This window comes from Microbacterium sp. A20 (genome assembly GCF_004794515.1).
In the GTDB taxonomy this organism is placed as follows: domain Bacteria; phylum Actinomycetota; class Actinomycetes; order Actinomycetales; family Microbacteriaceae; genus Microbacterium.
In genome coordinates this window covers 1-21805 of the sequence record NZ_SSDF01000076.1, presented here as the reverse complement: position 1 = coordinate 21805, position 21805 = coordinate 1, and the positions used below count along the sequence as shown (strand labels likewise).

Below are 21805 nucleotides of genomic sequence, written 5' to 3'. Positions count from 1 at the left end.
GATTTTACATGCGACTTGACATGCATTGCGACTCCATGTCACACTACATGTACATGCACTGTGACATTCACATGCACACTGACAACTAAGGATTACCCATGAACACCTCTGAATCACAGAACCCCGAGAACACCACCCGCCCCTTCGGCTACTGGCTGAAGGCAGCCGACCGCCTGATGGCGGCGGAGTTCGCCGCCGCCTTCGACGGTGAGCACGCCACCCGCCGCGACTGGCGGATCCTCAACATCGTCGACGGCACCGTCACGGCGGACCGTCCCCTGAACGCACACAAGCTGCACCGACTCGTCGAGCGCGGCTGGGTCACCCCCGAGGGCGACGGCTGGACGCTCACCGACGAGGGCCGCGTGGCGAAGGACCGCCTCGGCGCCCTCGTCGACGGCATCCGCGCGAAGGTGTCGAGCGCCGTCTCCGACGAGGAGATGGCCACCACGCTCGCCTCGCTCGAGAAAATCGCCCGCGCCTTCGGCTGGGACGAGGAGACTCCTCTGCCCCGCGGCCGCCGGCACGGCTTCGGCGGACCCCGCCACGGCCGCGGCTTCCCGCGCGGCTTCGGGCGTGGCTTCGGCCACGGCTTCGGTCACGGCGACGGCCGCGACTTCGGTCGCGGGCCGGAGCACGGCTTCGGCCCGGATGTCGCGCACGGCTTCGGACCGGATGCTGAGCACGGCTGCCGACACGGCGAAGCGGGTGCCGGACACCGCGGGCACGGCCGCGGGCACGGGCACCCCGGCCACAATGAGCACGGACACGGTCCGCACCGTGCCGAGCGCATCGCCCAGCACGCGTTCGAGCGCGGCTTCGACGCGGGATTCACCCGCGGTCGCGACGCCTAATCTCACCCTCCTCAGAGAAACGCCCCACCCGACGACCGGGTGGGGCGTTTCTCGCTGTCAGTGGCGGGTCAGCGCGAAGCGCGCCGCACCAGCGGGAGCAGGGCGGCGGTCGCGACGACCGCGGCCGCCACGAGCACCGCCGCGACGAACCCGCCCGTCACCAGGACGGCGGCGATGGTGCCGAACACCGCGATGCCGAGCCCGCCTCCGAGCGCGAAGCCCACCTCCTGGATCGCGCCGACCTGGCCGGCCTGATCCTCGGTCGTCACCTCGAACAGAGCCGTCGCGGCGAGCGTCGCACCGACGCCGAACCCGAGTCCGACGAGCACGAGCGGGACCGCCACGATCGCCGGGTCGAACGCGAGCCAGACGAGCCCGACGGCCTGCAGCACGAGTGCCAGCACCGTCAGCGCGTTCGCCGACAGCCAGCGCAGGGCCAGGGGCGCCACGACGCCGCCGATCGCGATGGCCACCGCCTGCGGGAGCAGTGCGATGCCCGCCTCAGCCGCGCTCTGCCCGCGCGAGTCCTGCAGATGCAGACTCACCAGCAGGACCGATGCCGCTGACGCCCCGCTGCTCACCACGATCCGGATGATCGCGGGACTGAACCCTGACACCCGGAACAGCCGCATGTCGATGAGCGGATCGCTGAGCCGGCCCTGCCTGCGCACGAAGAACACCAGGGTCAGGGCTGCGATCACCGCCGCGACCAGGGCCGGCACCGGCGCCACGAGTGCCTCGTGCAGGGCGAAGACGAGGGCACCGAGCGCGACGATCGAGGAGAGGATGCTGAGCACATCCCACGACGGCGGCTGCGAGCTGCGCGAGTCGGGCACGAGCCACACGGCCAGCACCCCGGCGATCACCGCGAGAGGAACACTGCCCAGCATCAGCCAGCGCCATCCGGGTCCCTCGGCCAGCAGCCCGCCGAGCACCGGCCCGAGTGCGCTTCCGGTGCCGAAGGTCGCGGTCCACAGCCCATAGGCGAGCACGCGCTCGCGCGCCTGGAACTTGGCGCCGATCGTCGCGACGACGCCCGCGATGACGAACGCCTCGGCGACGCCCAGCAGGGCGCGCACGACGATGAGCACCAGGCCACTGGAGGCGAGCCCGCCGACCACGTTGAGAACAGCGAACCCGGCGAGGCCGATGAGGACGATGGTCTTTCGCCCGAATGCATCGCCGATCCTCGCCGCCACGATCAACGTCGCGGCCAACGACAGCGCGTAGACATCGACGAGCCAGAGCCCCTCGGTATCGGTCAGATCCAGCTCGCCGCGGATCGCCGGGAGCGCGGTCGAAACGCTGCTGATCGCGAGGGCGCCGATGAGCACCCCGAGCAGGAGGGGAGCCATCGCGAACCAGAGGCGGAGGGATGAGCGGGTGCCGTCGAGAGTGGGGGTTGAAGTCACGGTCTCAGTCTGTAAAGTACAGACAGAAGCCACAAGTACGGTCATTTCTGATACGTACTGACACTTCGGATACCAAGGGGGCCGTGCCGTGCGGGAGAAGACCGAGCGGATCATCCGCGACTGGACCGAGACCTGCGACGCCGAGGTGTCGATCGCGGTGCTCGGCGGGGCCTGGAAGCCCAGCATCCTGACCCTGCTCGGCGAGCACGAGGTCCTCCGCTTCGGCGAGCTCGGACGCCTTCTGGAGAACCCGACCGCGCGCGTGCTCACCCGCCAGCTGCGCGAGCTCGAGGAAGACGGCCTCATCACCCGCACCGTGTATCGCGAGGTGCCGCCCAAGGTCGAGTACCGGCTCAGCGAACTCGGCGCGAGCTCCGGGCCGCTACTGACGGAGCTGACCCGCTGGGGCACTCTCTATGCCGGACGGCAGCGCGCCGCCGCGAACTGACCGCCGCCCCCTTCCGAGAGACGCCGACCCACCCCGTTCGGTGCGAACCACCCCTTGAAACCGTCCTCAAAGGGGCAGCTCGCACACAAAGGGGTGGTTCGCCAGGGGGCTAACCCGCCCGCCGTCGGACGTAGGCTGGATCGGTGGCGGATTCCCAGGGACGAGTGTGGACCGGCGTCCTGCGCGTCGGACCGCACCGCGGCGATCACCGCGTGGCGCTCCGGGCCGCGATCAGCGTCGCCGTCCCCCTTCTCGTGCTGTGGATGCTGGGGCGCCTCGACCTGAGCATCTACGCCAGCTTCGGCGCCTTCGCCGCGCTCTACGGCCGGCACGACGTGTTCCGCGACCGCATCCGGATGCAGGCGAGCGCCGGCGGAGTCCTGCTCGCCGCGATGCTCATCGGCACCGCACTCTCGGTCGTGTCCGCTCCCGCCGCCGTCAGCATCCTCGTGCTCGCCGTCATCGCCTCGGCCGTCACCCTGCTCGCGTACACGATGCGCTGGCACCCGCCCGGGCCGCTGTTCCCGGTATTCGCGGTCGGCGCGTGCGCGACCATCCCCGCGACGGCCGCCTCCTTCGGCGACGTGCTCCTGGTCGGCGGCGCGAGCGTGCTGTTCGGGCTGGCCGTCACCGCAGTAATCGGCCTGTTCACCCGCAGCGCGCAGGATGCACCACCCCGCCCCCGGCAGCCGGTGGGACCGATCGCGTGGGAGATGGCTGCCACCGTGGCCGTCGCGATCGTGGGTGCGGGCTTCGCGGGATTCCTGATCATGGATTCGCACTGGTACTGGGCGGCGGTCGGCGCGGTCGCCGCGGTCAGCGGCCCCCAGCTCAACGCCCGTGTGATCCGCGGCATCCAGCGACTCGTCGGCACCCTGCTCGGCATCCTCGTCGCGGCGGGGGTGCTCGCGATCGATCTACCGCCGCTCGCCGTCATCGCGCTCGTCGCGCTGCTGCAGGCCGCGGCCGAGCTGTTCGTCGGCCGCAACTACGGCATCGCGATGGTGTTCATCACCCCGCTCGCGCTGCTCATGGTGCACCTCGCCGCGCCGACACCGGTCGACGTGCTCTTGCAGGACCGGGCGATCGAGACCGTGATCGGCGTCGCGGTCGGCACCGTGGTCGCCGTGGCGTCGGCGGCACTCCGTCGGCGGCAGTCGAAGGCCTGACGCGGGGATAGACCTGACGCGGCGTCAGTGGGCGCGTCAGACCGGCAGCGCGAGGATGGACGGCGGCACGACGGCCCCACCCGCGAAGGGCAGCCCGACCGTGTTCAGCAGCACCACGATCAGCACGATCGCGGCGACGAGCAGCAGGAGCAGGAAGGCGAAGATCACGGCGACGAGCCCGCCGTAGCCGCCCGACGTCGGGACCTCGGGCGCGACCGACGGCTGCGCCCAGTCCTCGGCCACCGCAGCCGGCGCCTCACCCTCGAGGATGCGGGGCGTCGGACGCACCCGGTCGGAGCGGCGCAGCGTGTCGGGCGGCGGTGGCGGGATCACGACATCCGCGTCGGGGATGTCGGCCGACGGCGGCGGTGCGAGCAGACCCGCAGGGATCGGGATCTCGGGCGGAGGCGGCGGGATGACGGCATCGGCGGGCGGGATCAGCGCTTCCTCGGGGGCCAGCGCCTCCTCAGGGGAGACCGGCTGTTCCGGGGTGCTGCCACTGCCGTCTGTCATGTCAGCCTCCGACTGCTCCGACGTCGGTCACGCCGACATCCGTCCGATGGAAGTTCTGGAACGACCGCGAGGCCGTCGGTCCGCGCTGCCCCTGGTACCGGTTGCCGTAGGGGCCGGAGCCGTAGGGGTTCTCTGCGGGAGAGGTGAGCCGGAAGAAGCAGAGCTGCCCGATCTTCATCCCGGGCCACAGCTTGATCGGCAGGGTCGCGACGTTCGCGAGCTCCAGCGTCACGTGCCCGGTGAAACCGGGGTCGATGAAGCCGGCCGTCGAGTGGGTGATGAGTCCGAGGCGTCCCAGTGACGACTTGCCCTCGAGGCGGGCGGCGATGTCGTCAGGCAGCGTGACCTGCTCGTAGGTGGCGCCGAGCGCGAACTCACCGGGGTGCAGGATGAACGGCTCCTCCGGGTCGACCTCGATCAGACGCGTCAGCTCCGGCTGGTCGACCGACGGGTCGATGAACGGATACTTGTGGTTGTCGAACAGCCGGAAGTAGCGGTCCAGGCGCACATCGATGCTCGACGGCTGGACCATCTCCTGCTCGTGCGGTTCGAGGCCGACGCGGCCGGATGCGAGTTCTGCCTTGATGTCGCGATCACTGAGAAGCACGGCACCAGCCTAGTTGCCGATGCGGATCCCCGCCGTGTGGCTTTGGCCATCGCGCGCGGTGCAGGTAGGCTTGCCCACACCTGCTCTCGGGCGGGTTCGGGACTGTAGTTCAATGGTAGAACTTCTGCTTCCCAAGCAGATAGCGCGGGTTCGATTCCCGTCAGTCCCTCCACATCCCTCGTTTCCTGGGCCTCTCGCCCCAAGCAGGATTCGCGCGCACTGCGCCATCGAGCTCAACGCGGTCGTGACGTTGCCCACCGACCACATCGGGCCCGGCGCGAAGACGGCCGCGAACGTCAGCTCCACGCTGGGCATCACCCGACCCGAACCCGCATCCGAACCCCGCCCGATCCAGCGGGGTCTCGTTGTCGTACTGACAATTCTAGATACCCCCACCCCCTATGGGTATAGGCTACATCGCGACCCGGACGTCCCGGCGCAACTTCCAGGAGGAACGAACATGCCCACAACCCGACCCCTGTCACCCGCGAAGCGGTGGCTCGGCCTCGTGCTGATAGCCGCCGCGCAGTTCGTCGTGATCATGGACACCTCGATCATCGGCGTCGCCCTACCCGACATCCAGCGTGACCTCGGCTTCACGCCGGAGTCCCTGTCGTGGGTGTTCAACGCCTACGTGGTCGCCTTCGGCGGACTGCTGCTCTTGGGCGGACGCCTCTCCGACGCGTTCGGCGCCCGCAAGATCTTCGTGCTCGGCTGGATCGTCCTCATCGTCGGCTCGATCATGGCCGGAGCCGCCGGTGACATCGACGTCGAGATCGCCGGACGCGCCATCCAGGGCGCCGGATCCGCGATGATCGCCCCCGCAGCCCTGACCCTGCTCATGATGCTGTTCGGCGGAACGCCCGACCTCCCCAAGGCGTTCGCCGTCTACGGCGCCGCGGCACCCATCGGCGGCACGGCCGGCGTCTTCCTCGGCGGAGTCCTGACCGAGTACGTGAGCTGGCCGTGGGTGTTCTACGTCACCGTGCCGATCGCGCTGTTCGTACTCGCCTTCACCGGCACCGCCCTTCCTCGCACAGTGCGCGGGACATCGGGATCGATCGACATCGGCGGAGCCGTCACGGTGACCGTGGGACTCGCCGCGGTCGTCTACGCCGTCGTCAACGCACCCGAGGTCGGCTGGCTCACCTGGTCCACGCTGGGAATACTGGCAGCCGGCATCGTTCTGCTGCTGATCTTCTTCCTCATCCAGTCCCGCAGCCGCAACCCGCTGCTCCGCCTCGGCCTGCTGCGCGCCCCGCTCCTCGGGGCCGCGAACGTCGCCCAGCTGATGCTCGGCGCCGCCTGGGTCTCGATGTGGTTCTTCCTGAACCTGTACCTGCAACAGGTGCTCGGCGCGAGCGCGTTCGCCGCCGGAGCCGCGCTGCTGCCGATGACCGGACTGGTCGTGCTCGTCATGATCGCGCTGGCACCCCGGCTCCAGGAGCGGTTCGGCGCCAAGGCGCTGATCGTCAGCGGACTCCTCCTGCTGGCCGGCGGGCTGGCGTGGCTCGCGTTCGTCCGACCGGACGGCACCTACGCCGTCGACGTGCTGCCCGCGTCGCTGCTCGCCGCTCTCGGCATGTCGCTGGCCTTCGTGCCCTCGCTCGGCACCGCCATCAACGCGGCCCCTCCGGCCGAGACCGGCGTCGCCTCGGGCCTCGTCAGCACGAGCTACCAGATCGGATCCGCGCTCGGACTCGCCGTGCTCACGGCGATCGTGTACGGCATCGCCGGCCACGACTCGTCCACGGTCGAGCTCACCCAGGGGTACTCGGCCGCGTTCATCGGTGCGGCGATCCTCGCCCTGCTGGGAGCGGTCATCACCGCGATCGCCATGAGGAAGCCCCGCGCAGCGGCCTTCGTCTCCGAGGAGTCAGTATCGGCCTGATCTACGACTTTCCGACGACGACCAGTGACCCCTGACCGCCGCGGCGCTCGTGGATGCCACCGAAAAGCGCCGAACCGGCCGGGTCCGACCAACGGATCCGGCCGGTTGAGGAATACCCCTCATGGGTATACCGTTGTCACTAATACCCAGTAGGGGTACCAATCGAGAAGAGGATACGCGATGAGCACGAACGAATTCCAGGTGACCGGGATGACCTGCGGACACTGCGAGATGTCGGTCCGCGAAGAAGTCGCCGAGGTCCCCGGCGTCGAAGACATCCAGGTGAGTGCACAGACGGGCGTGCTCCTCGTCACCGGCTCCGACTCCCTTGACGACGCGCAGATCCTGGCCGCCGTCGCCGAGGCCGGGTACTCGGCGGTGCGGAAGGCATGAACGCCGGGGGGCGGCTCGCCATCTACGGGGCGGGGCTGGTGGTGGCGTTCGGTGCGGCATTCGGCCTCGCCCAGGTCATCGTCCCCCCGAGCGTTGTCAGTGAGTGGACGAAAGGTACCGAGATGGAAGAGCACGGCGCACACGGCGGGGCCGCGACAACCGACGAGGCGGCGAGCGCGGCAGCGGACACCCTCAAGGGACTCTCGCTGAGCCTCGAAGGATACGCACTGTCGCCCGTCGCGGCACCGGCGGGAGTGGACGAGCCCGGCGAGCTGAGCTTCGAGATCCGCGACGCGCACGGCACCCCGGTCACCGAGTACACGACCGCGCACGACAACGACCTGCACCTGATCGTGGTGCGTTCCGACGGAAGTCAGTTCCGGCACGTGCACCCCACACTGGACGAGGCCACGGGCACGTGGTCGCTGCCCTGGGACTGGGACGCCGCCGGGACCTACCGCGTCTTCGCCGACTTCACACCGGCCGGCGCGGACGCACCGTCGCTCACCCTCACGCAGGCCGTGCAGGTCGCCGGTGAGTTCACGCCCGTCACGCCCGAGCCGACGCAGGTCGCCCAGGTCGCCGGCTACACCGTGACACTCGACGGGGCACTCGAAGCCGGATCGGCGAGCGACTTGACCTTCACCCTCGCGAAGGACGGCACCCCCGTGACCGGCCTGGAGCCGTACCTCGGCGCGTTCGGCCACCTGGTCGCGCTGCGCGAGGGCGACCTCGCCTACCTGCACGTGCACGCCGCGGGTGACGAGCCGAAGGCGGGAGAGACCTCCGGTCCGGAGATCGCCTTCGCCGCCGAGGCCCCGACCGCGGGCCGCTACCTGCTGTACCTGGACTTCCAGGTCGACGGCGAGGTGCACACCGCCGAGTTCGTGCTCGATGCCGCAGCCCCCGCCGGGGATGCACCGGCATCCGAAGACGATTCGCACGACGACGGCCACTGAGCCTCGCACGTCGCCCGGCCCACCGGCCACCCGCCGCGGCCCCGAGCAACAGTCAGAGCAGAAAGAGAAGGACATGACCACATCAGCACCCTCGAGCGTGGGGTCCAGCGTCGAGTTGGAGATCGGCGGGATGACCTGCGCCTCCTGCGCGATGCGGATCGAGAAGAAGCTCAACAAGCTCGAGGGTGTCGTGGCGACCGTCAACTACGCGACCGAGAAGGCGAAGGTCACCGTTCCCGACGGCTACGACCCGGCGCTGCTCATCGCCGAGGTCGAGAAGACCGGCTACTCGGCCGCACTGCCGGCGCCGAAGACGAAGCGCACCGAAGACGGGGCGAACGGTGACGACGAGGATCCGGAGCTGCGCTCGCTGCGCAACCGGCTGATCGGCTCCGTCGTGCTGACGGTGCCCGTGATCGCGATGGCGATGATCCCCGCCCTGCAGTTCACCTACTGGCAGTGGGCCTCTCTCGCCCTGGCCGCGCCCGTGATCGTCTGGGCGGCCTGGCCGTTCCACAAGGCCGCGTGGACGAACCTCCGCCACGGTGCCGCGACCATGGACACGCTCATCTCGATGGGCACCTCGGCTGCGTTCCTGTGGTCGCTGTACGCGCTGTTCTTCGGCACGGCCGGTACGCCGGGCATGACGCACCCCTTCGAGTTCGCGCTGGCACCCTCCGACGGAGCGGCCAACATCTACCTCGAGGTGGGCGCCGGGGTGACGATGTTCATCCTCGCCGGACGCTACTTCGAGAAGCGCTCCAAGAAGCAGGCCGGTGCGGCTCTGCGCGCTCTCCTCGAACTCGGGGCGAAGGAGGTCGCGGTCCTCCGCGGCGGCGTGGAGACGAAGATCCCCGTCGAGGACCTGCAGGTGGGCGACGAGTTCATCGTGCGTCCGGGTGAGAAGATCGCCACCGACGGCATCGTCGTCTCCGGGACCTCGGCGGTGGATGCATCCATGCTCACGGGCGAGGCCGTGCCCGTCGAGGTCGCCGAGGGCGACTCCGTCACCGGCGCCACCACGAACGTCGGCGGTCGACTCGTGGTGCGGGCGACCCGCATCGGGTCGGACACGCAGCTGGCGCAGATGGCGCAGCTCGTCGAAGACGCGCAGACCGGGAAGGCCGAGGTGCAGCGCCTCGCCGACCGCATCTCCGGCGTGTTCGTGCCCATCGTGATCGTGATCGCGGTCGTGGCGCTCGGCGGCTGGCTCGGAGCAGGGTTCCCGGTGACCGCGGCATTCACGGCGGCCGTCGCCGTGCTCGTGATCGCCTGCCCGTGCGCACTCGGCCTCGCCACCCCCACCGCTCTGCTGGTCGGCACCGGCCGCGGCGCGCAGATGGGCGTGCTCATCAAGGGCCCGGAGGTTCTGGAATCCACCCGCAAGATCGACACCGTCGTGCTGGACAAGACCGGAACGGTCACCACCGGCAGGATGACCCTCGTCGACGTGTTCGTCGAAGACGGCACCGACCGCGCGGAGCTGCTGCGGCTCGCCGGTGCACTGGAGGATGCCTCCGAGCACCCCATCGCGCAGGCCATCGCCAAGGGTGCGACCCAGGAGGTCGGTGCACTGCCGACACCCGAGGACTTCGCGAACATTGAAGGCAAGGGCGTGCAGGGCGTCGTCGACGGTCACGCCGTGCTGGTGGGCCGTGATTCGCTCCTCGCCGAGTGGTCGCAGAAGCTCAGCCGCGAGCTCGCCTCGACCAAGGCGCGCGCCGAGGGCGAGGGCAAGACCGTCGTCGCAGTCGGCTGGGACGGGCAGGCACGAGGCATCCTCGTCGTGGCCGACACCGTCAAGCCGAGCAGCGCCGAGGCGATCGCCCAGTTCAAGGCGATCGGCTTGACCCCCATCCTGCTCACCGGCGACAACGAGGCGGTCGCCCGCCGGATCGCCGCCGAGGTGGGCATCGAAGAGGTCATCGCCGAGGTCCTCCCGAAGGACAAGGTCGATGTCGTCACCCGGCTGCAGCGCGAGGGCAAGACCGTCGCGATGATCGGCGACGGCGTCAACGACGCCCCCGCCCTCGCTCAGGCCGACCTCGGCCTCGCCATGGGCACGGGGGCGGATGTCGCGATCGAAGCATCCGACATCACCCTGGTGCGCGGCGACCTGCGCAGCGCGGTGGACGCGATCCGCCTGTCCCGCAAGACCCTCGGAACGATCAAGACCAACCTGTTCTGGGCCTTCGCCTACAACGTCGCCGCCATCCCCGTCGCAGCCCTCGGGATGCTGAACCCCATGCTCGCCGGTGCGGCGATGGCGCTCTCGAGCGTCTTCGTCGTCGGCAACAGCCTGCGCCTGCGCGGGTTCCAGAGCATCGCCAAGCCCTGACCACCTGAACCCCTCCGAAGAACGAGAGGATGACCCCATGACCGATCCGCACGCCCACCACCACGCACCCGCGCCTTCCGTGGAGACTCCGCACGCCCCGGATGCGCACGCCGGGCACGAGAACCACGGCGGGCACGAGAACCACGGCGGCCACGGCGGCCACGGCGGCCACGGCGGGCACGCAGGTCACGGCGACCATGTCGGCCAGTTCCGTCGCCTGTTCTGGATCAACCTCGTCATCGCCGTGCCCGTGGTGGCGTTCTCGCCGATGTTCGCGATGATCTTCGGCTACGAGGTCCCCGGGTGGGCGCGGTTCATCGCACCGGTGCTGGGAACGGTCATGTACGTCTGGGGCGGCTGGCCCTTCCTCACCGGCGCCGTGAGCGAACTCAAGACGCATAAGCCGGGCATGATGCTCCTCATCGGCCTCGCCATCACGGTGGCATTCGTCGCGTCGTGGGGCGCGACGCTCGGGATGCTCCATCACGAGCTCGAGTTCTGGTGGGAGCTCGCCCTGCTCATCGTCATCATGCTGCTCGGCCACTGGATCGAGATGCGCTCCCTCGCGCAGACCACCTCGGCGCTCGACTCGCTCGCCGCCCTGCTGCCGGATGAGACCGAGCGCGTCGAGGGCGACATCGTCGTCACGGTCTCGCCCGCCGATCTCGTCGTCGGAGATGTCGTAGTCGTCCGTCCTGGCGGAAGCATCCCGGCCGACGGCCGCATCATCGACGGCACGGCGGCGATGGACGAGTCCATGGTCACCGGGGAATCGCGTCCGGTCACCCGTACCTCGGGCGACACCGTCACGGCGGGAACGGTCGCCACCGACTCGGGCCTGCGCGTCGAGATCACCGCCACCGGCGACGACACCGCCCTGGCCGGCATCCAGCGTCTCGTCACCGAGGCGCAGAACTCCTCCTCGCGGGCCCAGCGCATCGCCGACCGCGCCGCCGCGCTGCTGTTCTGGTTCGCGCTGCTCTCGGCCGCCCTCACCGCCGTGGTCTGGACCCTGGTCGGCAACCCGGATGCGGCCGTGGTGCGCAGCATCACCGTCCTCGTCATCGCCTGCCCGCACGCACTGGGCCTCGCGATCCCGCTGGTCGTGTCGATCGCGACCGAGCGCGCCGCCCGCGGAGGAGTCCTCATCAAGGACCGCCTCGCGCTGGAGAGCATGCGCACGGTCGACGCCGTGCTCTTCGACAAGACCGGCACGCTCACCAAGGGAGCACCGACCGTGACCGCCGTCGAGCCCTCCGGAGACATCGACGCCGACACCTTGCTGGCCCTCGCCGCATCCGCCGAGGCCGACAGTGAGCATCCGCTCGCCCGCGCCATCGTGCGCGCCGCCCAGGAGAAGGGCATGTCTCTCGCGAAGGCGTCGGGGTTCACCTCGTCGCCCGCGGTCGGCGTGACGGCGACGGTCGACGGCCGGGAAGTGCGCGTCGGCGGCCCGAAGCTCCTCGACGAGGTCGGCGGGCACGAGATCGCGGCCGCCGACGAGTGGCGGGACGAGGGCGCCATCATCCTGCACGTGGTGGTCGACGGACAGGTCGTGGGCGGGCTGAAGCTCGCCGACGAGGTGCGCCCCGAATCGCAGCAGGCCGTGGACGCCCTGCACAAGCTCGGCGTCGAAGTGGTCATGATCACCGGCGACGCCCAGGCCGTCGCCGAGTCGGTCGCCGCCGAGCTCGGCATCGACCGCGTCTTCGCCGGCGTGCGGCCCGAAGACAAGTCCGCCAAAGTCAAGGAGCTGCAGGCCGAGGGCAAGAAGGTCGCGATGGTCGGCGACGGCGTCAACGACGCTCCCGCCCTCGCCCAGGCCGACGTGGGCATCGCGATCGGCGCGGGGACGGATGTCGCCATTGCCTCGGCCGGAGTGATCCTCGCGAGCTCCGACCCGAGGTCAGTGGTCTCCGTGATCGAGCTGTCCCGCGCCGCGTATCGCAAGATGAAGCAGAACCTGTGGTGGGCGGCCGGCTACAACCTGCTTTCGGTCCCCCTCGCCGCCGGCGTCCTGGCGCCCATCGGATTCGTCCTGCCCATGTCGGTCGGGGCTATCCTGATGTCCCTGTCGACCGTCGTCGTCGCGCTGAACGCGCAGCTGCTGAGACGCATCGACATCACCCCCGAAGCGAGCACGCGCGCCGTCCTCGGCCGCTGAGAACCCGATCATGCGACGAAGGAAGCAGAGATGACCCCCGAAGCGACGGCCGACGAGCACACCCACGGCTACATCACCGACAAGACCAAGTACCTGAACCGGATGCGCCGCATCGAGGGTCAGGCACGCGGGATCACGAAGATGGTCGACGACGAGAAGTACTGCATCGACATCCTCACCCAGATCAGCGCGCTCACCAGCGCACTGCAGGCGGTGGCCGTCGGGCTTCTCGACGACCACCTCAAGCACTGCGTCGTGGACGCGGCCCGCATGGGCGGCGACGACGCCGACGCGAAGATCAAAGAGGCGTCCGACGCGATCGCCCGGCTCGTTCGGTCCTGAGCATTCATCCGGGCCTCGTGCGGGCGCACCTTCAGCTCACCCGCATCATTGCGATCACTCACGACCAGGTCGGGGCTACCGCCGCGACGAAGAAGCGAGAGTCGTCAGCCGCCAGCGGTTTTCTCTGCGATTCGGCGGCTGAACGGCGTGTACGGAGGTTGCACCATCTTGAGGGCGTCCGCGAAGTACGGTTTGCGTAGTACCGGCTTGAGGTGGCTGAACGTGCGGACGGAGAATTCGCCGTGGTAGGCGCCCATGCCACTCTCTCCGACGCCACCGAAGGGCAGGCTCGGCACGCCGGCGTGGATGAAGGGCACGTCGAGTCCGACCGCCCCCGACGAGGTTTCGTCGACGAAGCGGTCGCGGGTCGCGCGTGACGCGGCGAAGATATACATCGCGAGCGGTTTGTCTCCGGCATTGATGTGCCCGATCGCTTCCGAGGCCGACGCGACCGGCAGGATCGGGAGGATCGGACCGAAGATCTCGTCGCGTAGGACGGCGAGGTCCTGCCGTTGCGCACCCTGTGCGAGCCGCAGGATCGTCGGCGCCAGGTACCGGGTCGATGCATCGGCATCCCCGCCGTACTCGACGTGCCCGTCGGCGAGGTATCCGACCAGGCGCGCATGGTGGCGCTCGTTTACGATCCGCCCGAAGTCCGCGATCTGACTCGGGTCTTCGCCCCACATCTGGGTGGTCGCTGCTGCAATCGCATCGGTCAGCGACCGGACGCGGTCGGGGGTGGTGAGCACGTAGTCGGGTGCGATGCAGGTCTGGCCGGCGTTGGTGAACTTCGCCCACGCGATGCGGCGGGCGATCTGGTGGATGTGCGCATCGTCGTCGAACCAGACCGGGCTCTTGCCCCCGAGCTCGAGCGTCGTCGGCGTGAGGTGCTCCGCGGCAGCACGGGCAACGACTCGGCCGACAGTGCCGTTGCCCGTGTAGAAGATGTGGTCGAACTTCTGCGCGAGCAGCGCGGTGGTCTCAGCAACCGCGCCCTCGACGACGCGGATCGCGCGCCGGTCCAGGTAGCGGGGGATCAACTCCGCCAGGACCGCGGAGGTCCGCGGCGCGAGTTCGCTCGGCTTGAGCACGACCGCGTTGCCGGCGGCGATCGCGCCGATCAACGGGGCGATCGTCAGCTGGATCGGATAGTTCCACGGGGCGATGATGAGCACAACACCGAGGGGTTCGGTCACCAGTTTCGCCGTCGCCGGCGCGAGCGAGACCTGCACCTTGATACGGCGAGGCTTGGTCCAGGAACGAAGGTGCTTGCGTGTGTGGGCGATGTCGGTCAGCACGCTGCCGAGCTCGGTGAGCTGGGCCTCCGTGGCGCTCTTGTGCAGGTCGGCCCAGAGGGCCTGCTCGAACCGGGTCCGATGCCCTCGCAGCATCTCGGCGAGCTGGTGCAGCTGGCGCAGTCGCCAGGCAATCGGCCGGGTCGCCCCGGTTTCGAAGTACGCGCGGACGTCGTCGACGGTGTCGACGACCTCGGCGAGGGCGGTGATCGCGTTCACGGCTTCCGCGGGCGACGGTTCGAGTCGGCGTGCTGGGCCTCGAGGCGGCGCGCCGACTCGATCAGGTTCACGCCGTCCGGTCCCCACATGAGGCGCATGTAGTGGCGCTCGAACGGTCCGCGCTGCAGCATCCAGACGAACGGCATCCAGAACTTCAAGCTGCGTGCCGACCTGGCGGACTTCTTCTCGCTCCAGCCGAGGGACTGGCGCATCCGGCCTGACGAAGACGCTGCGGCAATCTGACGGAAGATGCCGTGGTCGAGCACGCCGGCGTAGATCGCCGCCGGGATCTGCGAACGGTGGAAGTTCTTCTTGAACAGACCGAACATCGCCTCGGCGAAGTTCTCGCCGGTGTCGGGCCAGAGCGCCATCGAGTCGCTGGTGCCGAAGTAGGCGTCGTACTTGTTGTAGAGCGCGTCGAGGTCGGCCTTGCTGTGGGGGATCTCTTCCTCGTTGGCGCCGACGAGGCGGCAGTATGCCGCCGACTCGGCGAAGTACTGGTCGCGCTGATCGGGCGTGAGCTTGTGCGGCTTCTTGCCGTCGCGATAGGCGAGGTTCTCATAGAGCCAGAGCATGGAGTGCATCTCGGTCAACGCAGCCCACATCACGTCGCGCGGTTCGGTCGCGGCGAATCCGCCGAGTTCCGGGTTTTCGATGTCAATGATCGGGCCGGCGACCTTGGTGTGGATGTTCTTCAAGTGCTTGGCCATCCGGGCCGCGGACTCGGTGTCGGCGAGCCACATCGGGGCGTGCATGCCGGAGTTGCGCTGACCGCGTTCGAACAGGTCGAAGATCGTGACCGTGCCCTTGAGGGTCTTCCGCGACAGCGGGTCGTGGTCGCGGACACCGGCGATGACCGGCTTGTACGTCGACTGCAGCAGCCCCTGGAACGCGTACTGGAAGACGATGGTCGCCGGGTGCAGCAACACCTGCCACACCATCGACCCCGGGCCGAACAGGCCGTAGTCCGGAGCGCCTTCCTCGTCGAATGACTCCCCGGCCGGGACCGGCTCGCCGAAACGACGCCAACGCGCGGCGTTTCCTTCGAGGCGTTCCTTCGTGATGATGCGGAAGTCCGCGTCCCGCGTGATCGTGCGACTCAATGCTCTACTCCTTTGTGCGCCTGAGCGTCCAGCAGTTCCCGGGTGGGAACTGCTGGGGTACAGCGTAGGCTTGGTCGTTACCGACGTCAAACCGCAGTAGGGATCCAATGAGCGCGACCGCCGCTTCCAAGCCCGCCAGCACGCGCCGTGGCGTGGGTGTATACGCAGGTTTGACGCAGGAGCGCATCATCGAGGCGGCTCGTTCGCTCGACCCTGATGAACTGAGCATGCAGGCGCTTGCTCGCGAGCTCGGAGTGGACCGGAAAGCTCTGAACCACCACGTCAGCGACCGGGAGACGCTGCTCGCGCTGGTCGCAATGGATGCCTTCTCGGAGACCTTCTCGGCCGTCGACATCGGCCGCCACGCCTCCTGGCAGGACGCCTGCCGCGCATACGCGCTGGGCTTCATCCGAAGCGCGATCGCCACCGGATCCCTGGCCGATCACATCCGACTGACCGACTCATACGTGACCGACGTCCTCGAGCCGACCGAAGCGGTCCTCACGAAGATGGTGGCGGCAGGGTTCAGCGACGAGCAGGCGATGCGATCCCTGTCACTGCTCACCAACATCAGCCTGGGCTACGCCCGAGACGCCGTCCTCCGCGCCAAGAGCGGTGTCGCTCCCCGCGCGGTCATCCTCCGCGGCGCACTCGAACGACGAGACCGCGCCGACTACCCGACCCTGTCCCGCATCGCGGACCTGCCGGTGACGACGTACGACGACCACCAACTCCACCTCAGCATCAACATCTTCGTCGCCGGCGCAGAACGGCAGCTCTCCGCGGCGGAAACCGAAGGTCTCTCTTCATCGGGCTAGAACACCCACGCGCACGGGATCGGCAATGGCCCTCTCTCATTGGGCTCTCGGAGGTCCTCGTGATGAACCGTCGACGCCGAACAGATGCCGCGATCCTTCCCTGTCAGCGCGACTACAGCGAGAAGATCCGCCACGACGCTGCGTGCGTCGCCCCCGCGGCGAGGGTCACGAGATCCACGCCGGAGTTGAACGCATCGGGCGGGCACGTCATCGGCTCCACCGCGAGGCCGATGCGATGCGTGTCCGCGACGGCGGGGGTATCGGCGGTGTGCACCTGCACCCACGGGCAGCGCTCGTCCCATGCCATGCCGACGCCATGACCGTCGGCGGCCGTCAGCCGCACCTCGGCCAGCCCGCCGTCACGAGTCAAGCCGGTGAACGCGTGGTCGATGAACACATCCCCGATGGGGCGCGCCGACCGGAAGTCCCACTCCGGATGCTGTGACACCGGCTCGACCGCGACCGGGCTGAGCCGGTCGGCTGTGACCGTGAGCACCTCGGATGCCGGGAGCAGCAGGGTCCAGTCGTCGACACTCTGGGCCCCTGAGCCGGTCGAAGGCCCCGCCACGAGGTACGGGTGCGGGCCGGTGCCCCAGGGCGCGGCATCCGCCCCGACGTTGTGCGCGGTCACCGTCTGATGCAGCCCGTCGACATCGATTCGGTACTCGACCTCGACCTCGACGCGGAAGGGATACCCGGTCTGCGGCACGATCACGGCGGCCAGCACGACCCGGTCGTCGAGCACCAGACGGTCCTCGAACTCGACCCAGGCGAGCAGCCCGTGCAGCGCGTGGCCCCGCTCCGGCTCGGTGAGCGCCAGCTGCTGCTCCGCCCCGCCGAACGAGTAGCGCCCGTCGACGATGCGGTTCGGCCAGGGGGCCAGCGTCGCGCCGCGGTACCCGGGGCGCACGGCATCCGCGTCGAACGGCACCACCAGGTCGCGGTCCTCGAACGTGAGCGTTCGCAGCGTCGCCCCGATGCTGACGATCACGGCCTCGTACCCGTGCGCGGCGATCCGCAGCTGACGGCCGGAGCGCGGCATCGCCGTCACAGGCCCTGCGCCAGACGGTAGTAGGCCTGGTTCCAGCGCACCTGCTTCTGGAACTCGGGCAGCGTGGTGCTGTCGTCGATCACGAGCAGCTCGACCTCGGCCATCTCGGCGAAGTCGCGGAACGCCTCGATCCCGACCGCGGTCGACATGACCGTGTGGTGCGCGGCGCCGGCGGTGAGCCAGGCGGCGGCGCTCGTGGTGAAGTCGGGCTGCGGCTTCCACACCGCGCGCCCGACCGGCAGCTTCGGCAGCGCGGCCCGCGGCGGTACGTTCTCGACCACGTTCGCGGTGAGCCGGAACCGGTCGCGCATGTCGCTGAGCGCCACCACGACGGCGGGGCCGGGGTCTGCCGTGAAGACCAGGCGCACCGGGTCGTCCTTGCCGCCGATGCCGAGCGGGTGAATCTCGAGCGTGGGCTTCGCGGAAGTGAGCGACGGCGACACCTCGAGCATGTGCGCCCCGAGGATCAGCTCGTCGCCGGGGGTCATGTCGTAGGTGTAGTCCTCCATCAGGCTCGCACCACCCGGCAGGCCCGCGCCCATGACGTTCGCGATGCGCACGAGCACGGCCGTCTTCCAGTCGCCCTCGGCGCCGAAGCCGTAGCCCTCCGCCATCAGCCGCTGCACCGCGAGGCCCGGCAGCTGCTTCAGCGCGCCGAGGTCTTCGAACGAGGTCGTGAACGCACCGAAGCCGCCTTCCTCGAGGAACGACCGCAGTCCGATCTCGATCGCGGCGCCGTCACGCAGCGACTCGTGCCGCTCGCCACCCTTCCGCAGCTCGGGCACGACCTCGTACAGCTCCTCGTACTCGGCGACGAGCGCGTCGATGTCGGCGGCGGATGCCGCGGCCACGGCCTCCGCCAGCTCGTTCACGCCCCAGGTGTTCACCTGCACGCCGAACCGGAGCTCGGCCTCGGTCTTGTCGCCCTCGGTCACCGCGACGAAGCGCATGTTGTCGCCGAAGCGGGCGAGCTTCAGGTCGCGGGAGGCCGCGAGACCCGCCGCCGCCCGCTGCCAGGTGCCCAGCTCACGACGCAGCCTCGGGTCGGAGGCATGCCCGACGATGGTCTTGCGCGGCACGCCCAGGCGCGTCTGGATGTATCCGAACTCGCGGTCGCCGTGCGCCGCCTGATTCAGGTTCATGAAGTCGAAGTCGATGTCGGCCCAGGGCAGCTCCACGTTGGCCTGCGTGTGCAGGTGCGCGAGCGGCTTCTGCAGCGCGTCGAGTCCCGCGATCCACATCTTCGCCGGGCTGAACGTGTGCATCCACGCGACGAGGCCGATCACGCGGTCATCGGCGTTGGCTTCCAGCGCGGTGCGCTTGATGGCGGCGGCATCCGTCAGCACCGGCTTCCAGACGATCCGGACCGGAACCTCGGGCGACTCGTCGAGCAGCCACGCGATCTCCTGCGACTGCGCCGCGACCTGCGCGAGCGTCTCGGGACCGTAGAGGTGCTGGCTGCCGGTGAGGAACCAGACCTCGTAGCCGTCGAGGGAGGTGGTGAGCGGGGTGCGGGTCATGAACGGTCCTTGAAGGGATGCGACGGCGGCGGCCTCGACGGCCAGACCCGCCCGGTAGCGGTCGAGGTAGGCGGAGAACCCGGCGACATCGGCCGGGTCAGGGTCGGCGGTGGTGAGGGATGCGGTGGCGAACACGCGCTGGTCGAGGTACTCCGCCAGCGAGAGGTCTTCGGCATGGGAAAGGTAGGAGGCGAGCACGGCGATGCCCCACGCGCCACCCTCCGCGGCGAGCTCGCCGACCGCGACCGGAGCATCGAGCGCACCGGCGAGGAAGCGCTGGGCGACCCCGGCGGTGCGGAACATGCCTCCGTGCGCGAACATCCGGTCGAGCTGCACGCCCTCCGCCGCGAGCACCTGCATGCCGAGCGCGAGCGTGCCGAACACGCCGTAGACCTGGGAGCGCATGAAGTTCGCGAGCGTGAGGGCACTGTCGGGGGTGCGCACGAACAGCGGACGACCCTCGACCAGACCCGCGATCGGCTCGCCCGCGAGGTGGTTGTAGGCGAGGAGGCCACCGGCATCGGCTTCGCCCGCGAGCGCCTCGCGGAACAGGACGTCGAAGGCCGCATCGTCGTCGATCGGCTGCCCGGCCGCGGCGGCGAATCGCGTGAACAGCCCAGCCCAGGCGGCGAGCTCGCTGGCGCCGTTGTTGCAGTGCACCATGGCCACCGCATCGCCCGCCGGGGTGGTCACGAGATCGAGCTCGTGGTGCACCTCGGCCAGCGGATGCTCCAGCACGACCATCGCGAAGATGCTCGTGCCCGCGCTCACGTTGCCGGTGCGCGGGGCGACGGAGTTGGTCGCGACCATGCCGGTGCCCGCGTCACCCTCCGGCGGACAGAGCGGGATGCCGGGACGCAGCGCGCCGCTCGGGTCGAGGAGGGCCGCACCGTCGGCGGTGAGCGTCCCGGCCGCGGCGCCGGCGGGGAGCACGCTCGGCAGGAGCTGCGCGACCGGCGCGGGCAGACGCTCGCCGACGAGGGCGTCATAGTCGCGCAGCATCCGCTCGTCGTAGTCGCCGGTCGCGGCATCGATCGGGAACATTCCCGAGGCGTCGCCGACTCCGAGCACCCGCTCGCCGGTGAGGCGGTGGTGCACATAGCCGGCGAGGGTGTTCACGCTCGCGACCCGGGCGAGATGCGGCTCGGCGTCGAGCACGGCCTGGTGCAGGTGCGCGATCGACCACCGCAGCGGGATGTTCACCCCGAACAGCTCCCCCAGCTCGGCGGATGCCGCTCCCGTGCTGGTGTTGCGCCAGGTGCGGAACGGCACGAGCAGCTCGCCGAACGCGTCGAACGCCAGGTAGCCGTGCATCATCGCCGAGACCCCGATGGCGCCGAACGTGTCGGGGCGGACGCCGTGGCGCTCCTGCGCATCGTCGATCAGAGCCGCATACGCCGCCTGGAGGCCGCTCCACACCTCGTCGATCGCGTAGGTCCAGCGACCGTCCTCGAGCCGGTTCTCCCATGAGAAGGACCCGGTCGCGAGCACCTCGGTCGCATCGGAGCCGATCAGGCATGCCTTGATGCGGGTCGAACCCAGCTCGATGCCGAGGCTCGTACGCCCATCACGGATGTCGTCGAGCGCGGTCACTGAGCTCTGTCGAAGGGTCATCGGCGGGTGTCTTCGGTCTGGCCGTACACGTTCTGGTAGCGGTCGAACAGGCTGTCGATGGCGGCCTGCGGAATCGGGATGAGCGGCCCGGCCTCGCGGGCGAGATGCACAGTGCGGGCGACGTCCTCGACCATGACGGCGGCCTTCACGGCATCCTCCGCATCCGCGCCGATCGTGAACGGACCGTGGTTCTGCATGAGCACCGCCCGGGAGCGGTGACCGCGGAGAGTCTCGACGATGCCGCGGCCGATCGAGTCGTCACCGATGATCGCGAAGGGTCCGATCGGGACGGGACCGCCGAACTCGTCGGCCATCGCGGTGATGACGCAGGGGATCTCCTCGCCGCGGGCAGCCCAGGCGACGGCGTAGGTCGAGTGCGTGTGCACGACCCCGCCGACGGTCGGCATGTGCCGGTAGACGTAGGCGTGCGCTGCGGTGTCGCTCGACGGGGAGCGGTCGCTGCCGGGCGTTCCGGGGATGACGTTCCCGTCGAGGTCGCACAGGATCATGTTCTCGGGCGCGAGGTCGTCGTAGCTCACCCCGCTCGGCTTGATCACGAAGAGATCGGCGCCGGGCACGCGGCCCGAGATATTGCCGCCGGTCCAGACGACCAGCCCGTAGCGGACCAGCTCGCCGTGCAGACGGGCGACATCCGCGCGGGCGGCCGCGATCGCGTGCTCGATGTCGGGTTCGAAGGTGGGGGCGTCGTCGCTCACAGCTGCCTCAGGGGTTCGCATCCGGCCACTGTGACCGGTCACGGAAGTCTGTCATGGGAGTCGCGCGGGCGTCAACCCTCCCCCCCTCCTGCCCCCTCTCCCGCTCCCTTTCACGCCCTCTCCCGCCCCCTCTCGCCCGCCTCTCTCTCGCCCTCTCCCGCCCCCTCTCGCCGAGTGCACGGGAAGGTGCCGAGTGCACGGGACATTCACGGCGACAGGCCGTCCACTCGACGACAAGCCGTGCACTCGGCGGGGCGCGGCGAGGCGAGGCGGGGCGGGGCGCGGCAGGGCGCCGCGCAACAGCGGATGCGGCGGTATCGGTTACCGCGAGTGCACGGGGAGCTGCCGAGTGCACGGGACGTTCACGGCGACAAGCCGT

General features: G+C 69.5%; 18 protein-coding genes, 1 tRNA gene and 1 pseudogene. 11 read left to right on the top strand and 9 right to left on the bottom strand.

Features of this window, described 5'->3' with window-relative positions:
* The first annotated feature begins 98 nt into the window (after nt 1-98).
* A complete protein-coding gene (locus DW298_RS10205; RefSeq protein ID WP_136042372.1) occupies nt 99-854 on the top strand; it encodes a hypothetical protein in 756 nt (251 codons plus the stop codon).
* Nucleotides 855-922: 68 nt separating this feature from the next.
* Here DW298_RS10205 and DW298_RS10200 read toward each other — a convergent pair whose 3' ends face one another.
* Nucleotides 923-2266 (bottom strand): MFS transporter, encoded by a 1344-nt coding sequence (locus DW298_RS10200; RefSeq protein WP_168429590.1) that lies wholly within the window; start codon nt 2264-2266, stop codon nt 923-925.
* Nucleotides 2267-2354: 88 nt separating this feature from the next.
* On the opposite strand from DW298_RS10200, the gene DW298_RS10195 reads away from it, so the two are divergent.
* Together DW298_RS10195 and DW298_RS10190 are read left to right on the top strand one after the other, a co-directional pair.
* Nucleotides 2355-2714: a helix-turn-helix domain-containing protein gene (locus DW298_RS10195; protein ID WP_136042370.1), complete on the top strand. Its 360-nt coding sequence runs from the start codon at nt 2355-2357 to the stop codon at nt 2712-2714.
* 143 nt (nt 2715-2857) lie between these two features.
* The gene (locus tag DW298_RS10190) at nt 2858-3883 is read left to right on the top strand and encodes an FUSC family protein (RefSeq protein WP_168429591.1); all 1026 of its coding nucleotides are present in this window, start codon (nt 2858-2860) and stop codon (nt 3881-3883) included.
* 36 nt (nt 3884-3919) lie between these two features.
* Here the strand turns inward: DW298_RS10190 and DW298_RS10185 are convergent, their stop codons facing one another.
* Nucleotides 3920-4396 (bottom strand): hypothetical protein, encoded by a 477-nt coding sequence (locus DW298_RS10185; protein ID WP_136042369.1) that lies wholly within the window; start codon nt 4394-4396, stop codon nt 3920-3922.
* 1 nt (nt 4397) lies between these two features.
* Nucleotides 4398-5003 (bottom strand): dCTP deaminase, encoded by a 606-nt coding sequence (gene dcd, locus DW298_RS10180; RefSeq protein ID WP_136042368.1) that lies wholly within the window; start codon nt 5001-5003, stop codon nt 4398-4400.
* A gap of 98 nt (nt 5004-5101) precedes the next feature.
* Between dcd and DW298_RS10175 the strand changes: the two genes are divergently transcribed.
* The 7 genes from DW298_RS10175 (at nt 5102) to DW298_RS10145 (ending at nt 13090) form a co-directional block, all read left to right on the top strand.
* Nucleotides 5102-5175: transfer RNA gene (locus DW298_RS10175), tRNA-Gly, on the top strand.
* A 288-nt stretch (nt 5176-5463) separates the two neighbouring features.
* On the top strand, nt 5464-6894 hold the full coding sequence (locus DW298_RS10170) for an MFS transporter (protein WP_136042367.1): 1431 nt from the start codon (nt 5464-5466) through the stop codon (nt 6892-6894).
* A gap of 180 nt (nt 6895-7074) precedes the next feature.
* Nucleotides 7075-7287 carry a heavy-metal-associated domain-containing protein gene (locus DW298_RS10165; protein ID WP_136042366.1) on the top strand — a complete coding sequence of 71 codons (213 nt, stop codon included), beginning with the start codon at nt 7075-7077 and terminating at the stop codon, nt 7285-7287.
* On the top strand, nt 7284-8246 hold the full coding sequence (locus tag DW298_RS10160) for a heavy-metal-associated domain-containing protein (protein ID WP_136042365.1): 963 nt from the start codon (nt 7284-7286) through the stop codon (nt 8244-8246). Before DW298_RS10165 ends, DW298_RS10160 begins: the two co-directional genes overlap by 4 nt.
* Nucleotides 8247-8319: 73 nt before the next feature.
* Nucleotides 8320-10584, top strand: coding sequence for a heavy metal translocating P-type ATPase (locus DW298_RS10155; protein WP_136042364.1), 2265 nt, complete (start codon nt 8320-8322; stop codon nt 10582-10584).
* A 37-nt stretch (nt 10585-10621) separates the two neighbouring features.
* Nucleotides 10622-12748 (top strand): heavy metal translocating P-type ATPase, encoded by a 2127-nt coding sequence (locus DW298_RS10150; protein WP_136042363.1) that lies wholly within the window; start codon nt 10622-10624, stop codon nt 12746-12748.
* A 30-nt stretch (nt 12749-12778) separates the two neighbouring features.
* A complete protein-coding gene (locus DW298_RS10145; protein WP_029264439.1) occupies nt 12779-13090 on the top strand; it encodes a metal-sensitive transcriptional regulator in 312 nt (103 codons plus the stop codon).
* A 104-nt stretch (nt 13091-13194) separates the two neighbouring features.
* Here the strand turns inward: DW298_RS10145 and DW298_RS10140 are convergent, their stop codons facing one another.
* A complete protein-coding gene (locus DW298_RS10140) occupies nt 13195-14604 on the bottom strand; it encodes an aldehyde dehydrogenase family protein (protein ID WP_240745096.1) in 1410 nt (469 codons plus the stop codon).
* Nucleotides 14601-15707 (bottom strand): oxygenase MpaB family protein, encoded by a 1107-nt coding sequence (locus DW298_RS10135; RefSeq protein ID WP_205820338.1) that lies wholly within the window; start codon nt 15705-15707, stop codon nt 14601-14603. Before DW298_RS10135 ends, DW298_RS10140 begins: the two co-directional genes overlap by 4 nt.
* Nucleotides 15708-15814: 107 nt before the next feature.
* Between DW298_RS10135 and DW298_RS10130 the strand changes: the two genes are divergently transcribed.
* Nucleotides 15815-16525 carry a TetR/AcrR family transcriptional regulator C-terminal domain-containing protein gene (locus tag DW298_RS10130; RefSeq protein WP_136042362.1) on the top strand — a complete coding sequence of 237 codons (711 nt, stop codon included), beginning with the start codon at nt 15815-15817 and terminating at the stop codon, nt 16523-16525.
* A gap of 112 nt (nt 16526-16637) precedes the next feature.
* Here the strand turns inward: DW298_RS10130 and DW298_RS10125 are convergent, their stop codons facing one another.
* The 4 genes and pseudogenes from DW298_RS10125 to DW298_RS10110 form a co-directional block, all read right to left on the bottom strand.
* On the bottom strand, nt 16638-17567 hold the full coding sequence (locus DW298_RS10125) for an aldose 1-epimerase family protein (protein ID WP_136042422.1): 930 nt from the start codon (nt 17565-17567) through the stop codon (nt 16638-16640).
* A 5-nt stretch (nt 17568-17572) separates the two neighbouring features.
* Complete coding sequence (gene araA / locus DW298_RS10120) at nt 17573-19096, bottom strand: L-arabinose isomerase (protein ID WP_136042421.1); 1524 nt, start codon at nt 19094-19096, stop codon at nt 17573-17575.
* A 243-nt stretch (nt 19097-19339) separates the two neighbouring features.
* Nucleotides 19340-20710, bottom strand: a pseudogene (locus tag DW298_RS10115) (FGGY-family carbohydrate kinase); the annotation flags it as partial.
* Complete coding sequence (locus tag DW298_RS10110) at nt 20707-21447, bottom strand: L-ribulose-5-phosphate 4-epimerase (protein WP_136042361.1); 741 nt, start codon at nt 21445-21447, stop codon at nt 20707-20709. The gene DW298_RS10110 and the pseudogene DW298_RS10115, both read right to left, overlap by 4 nt.
* Nucleotides 21448-21805 lie beyond the last annotated feature (358 nt).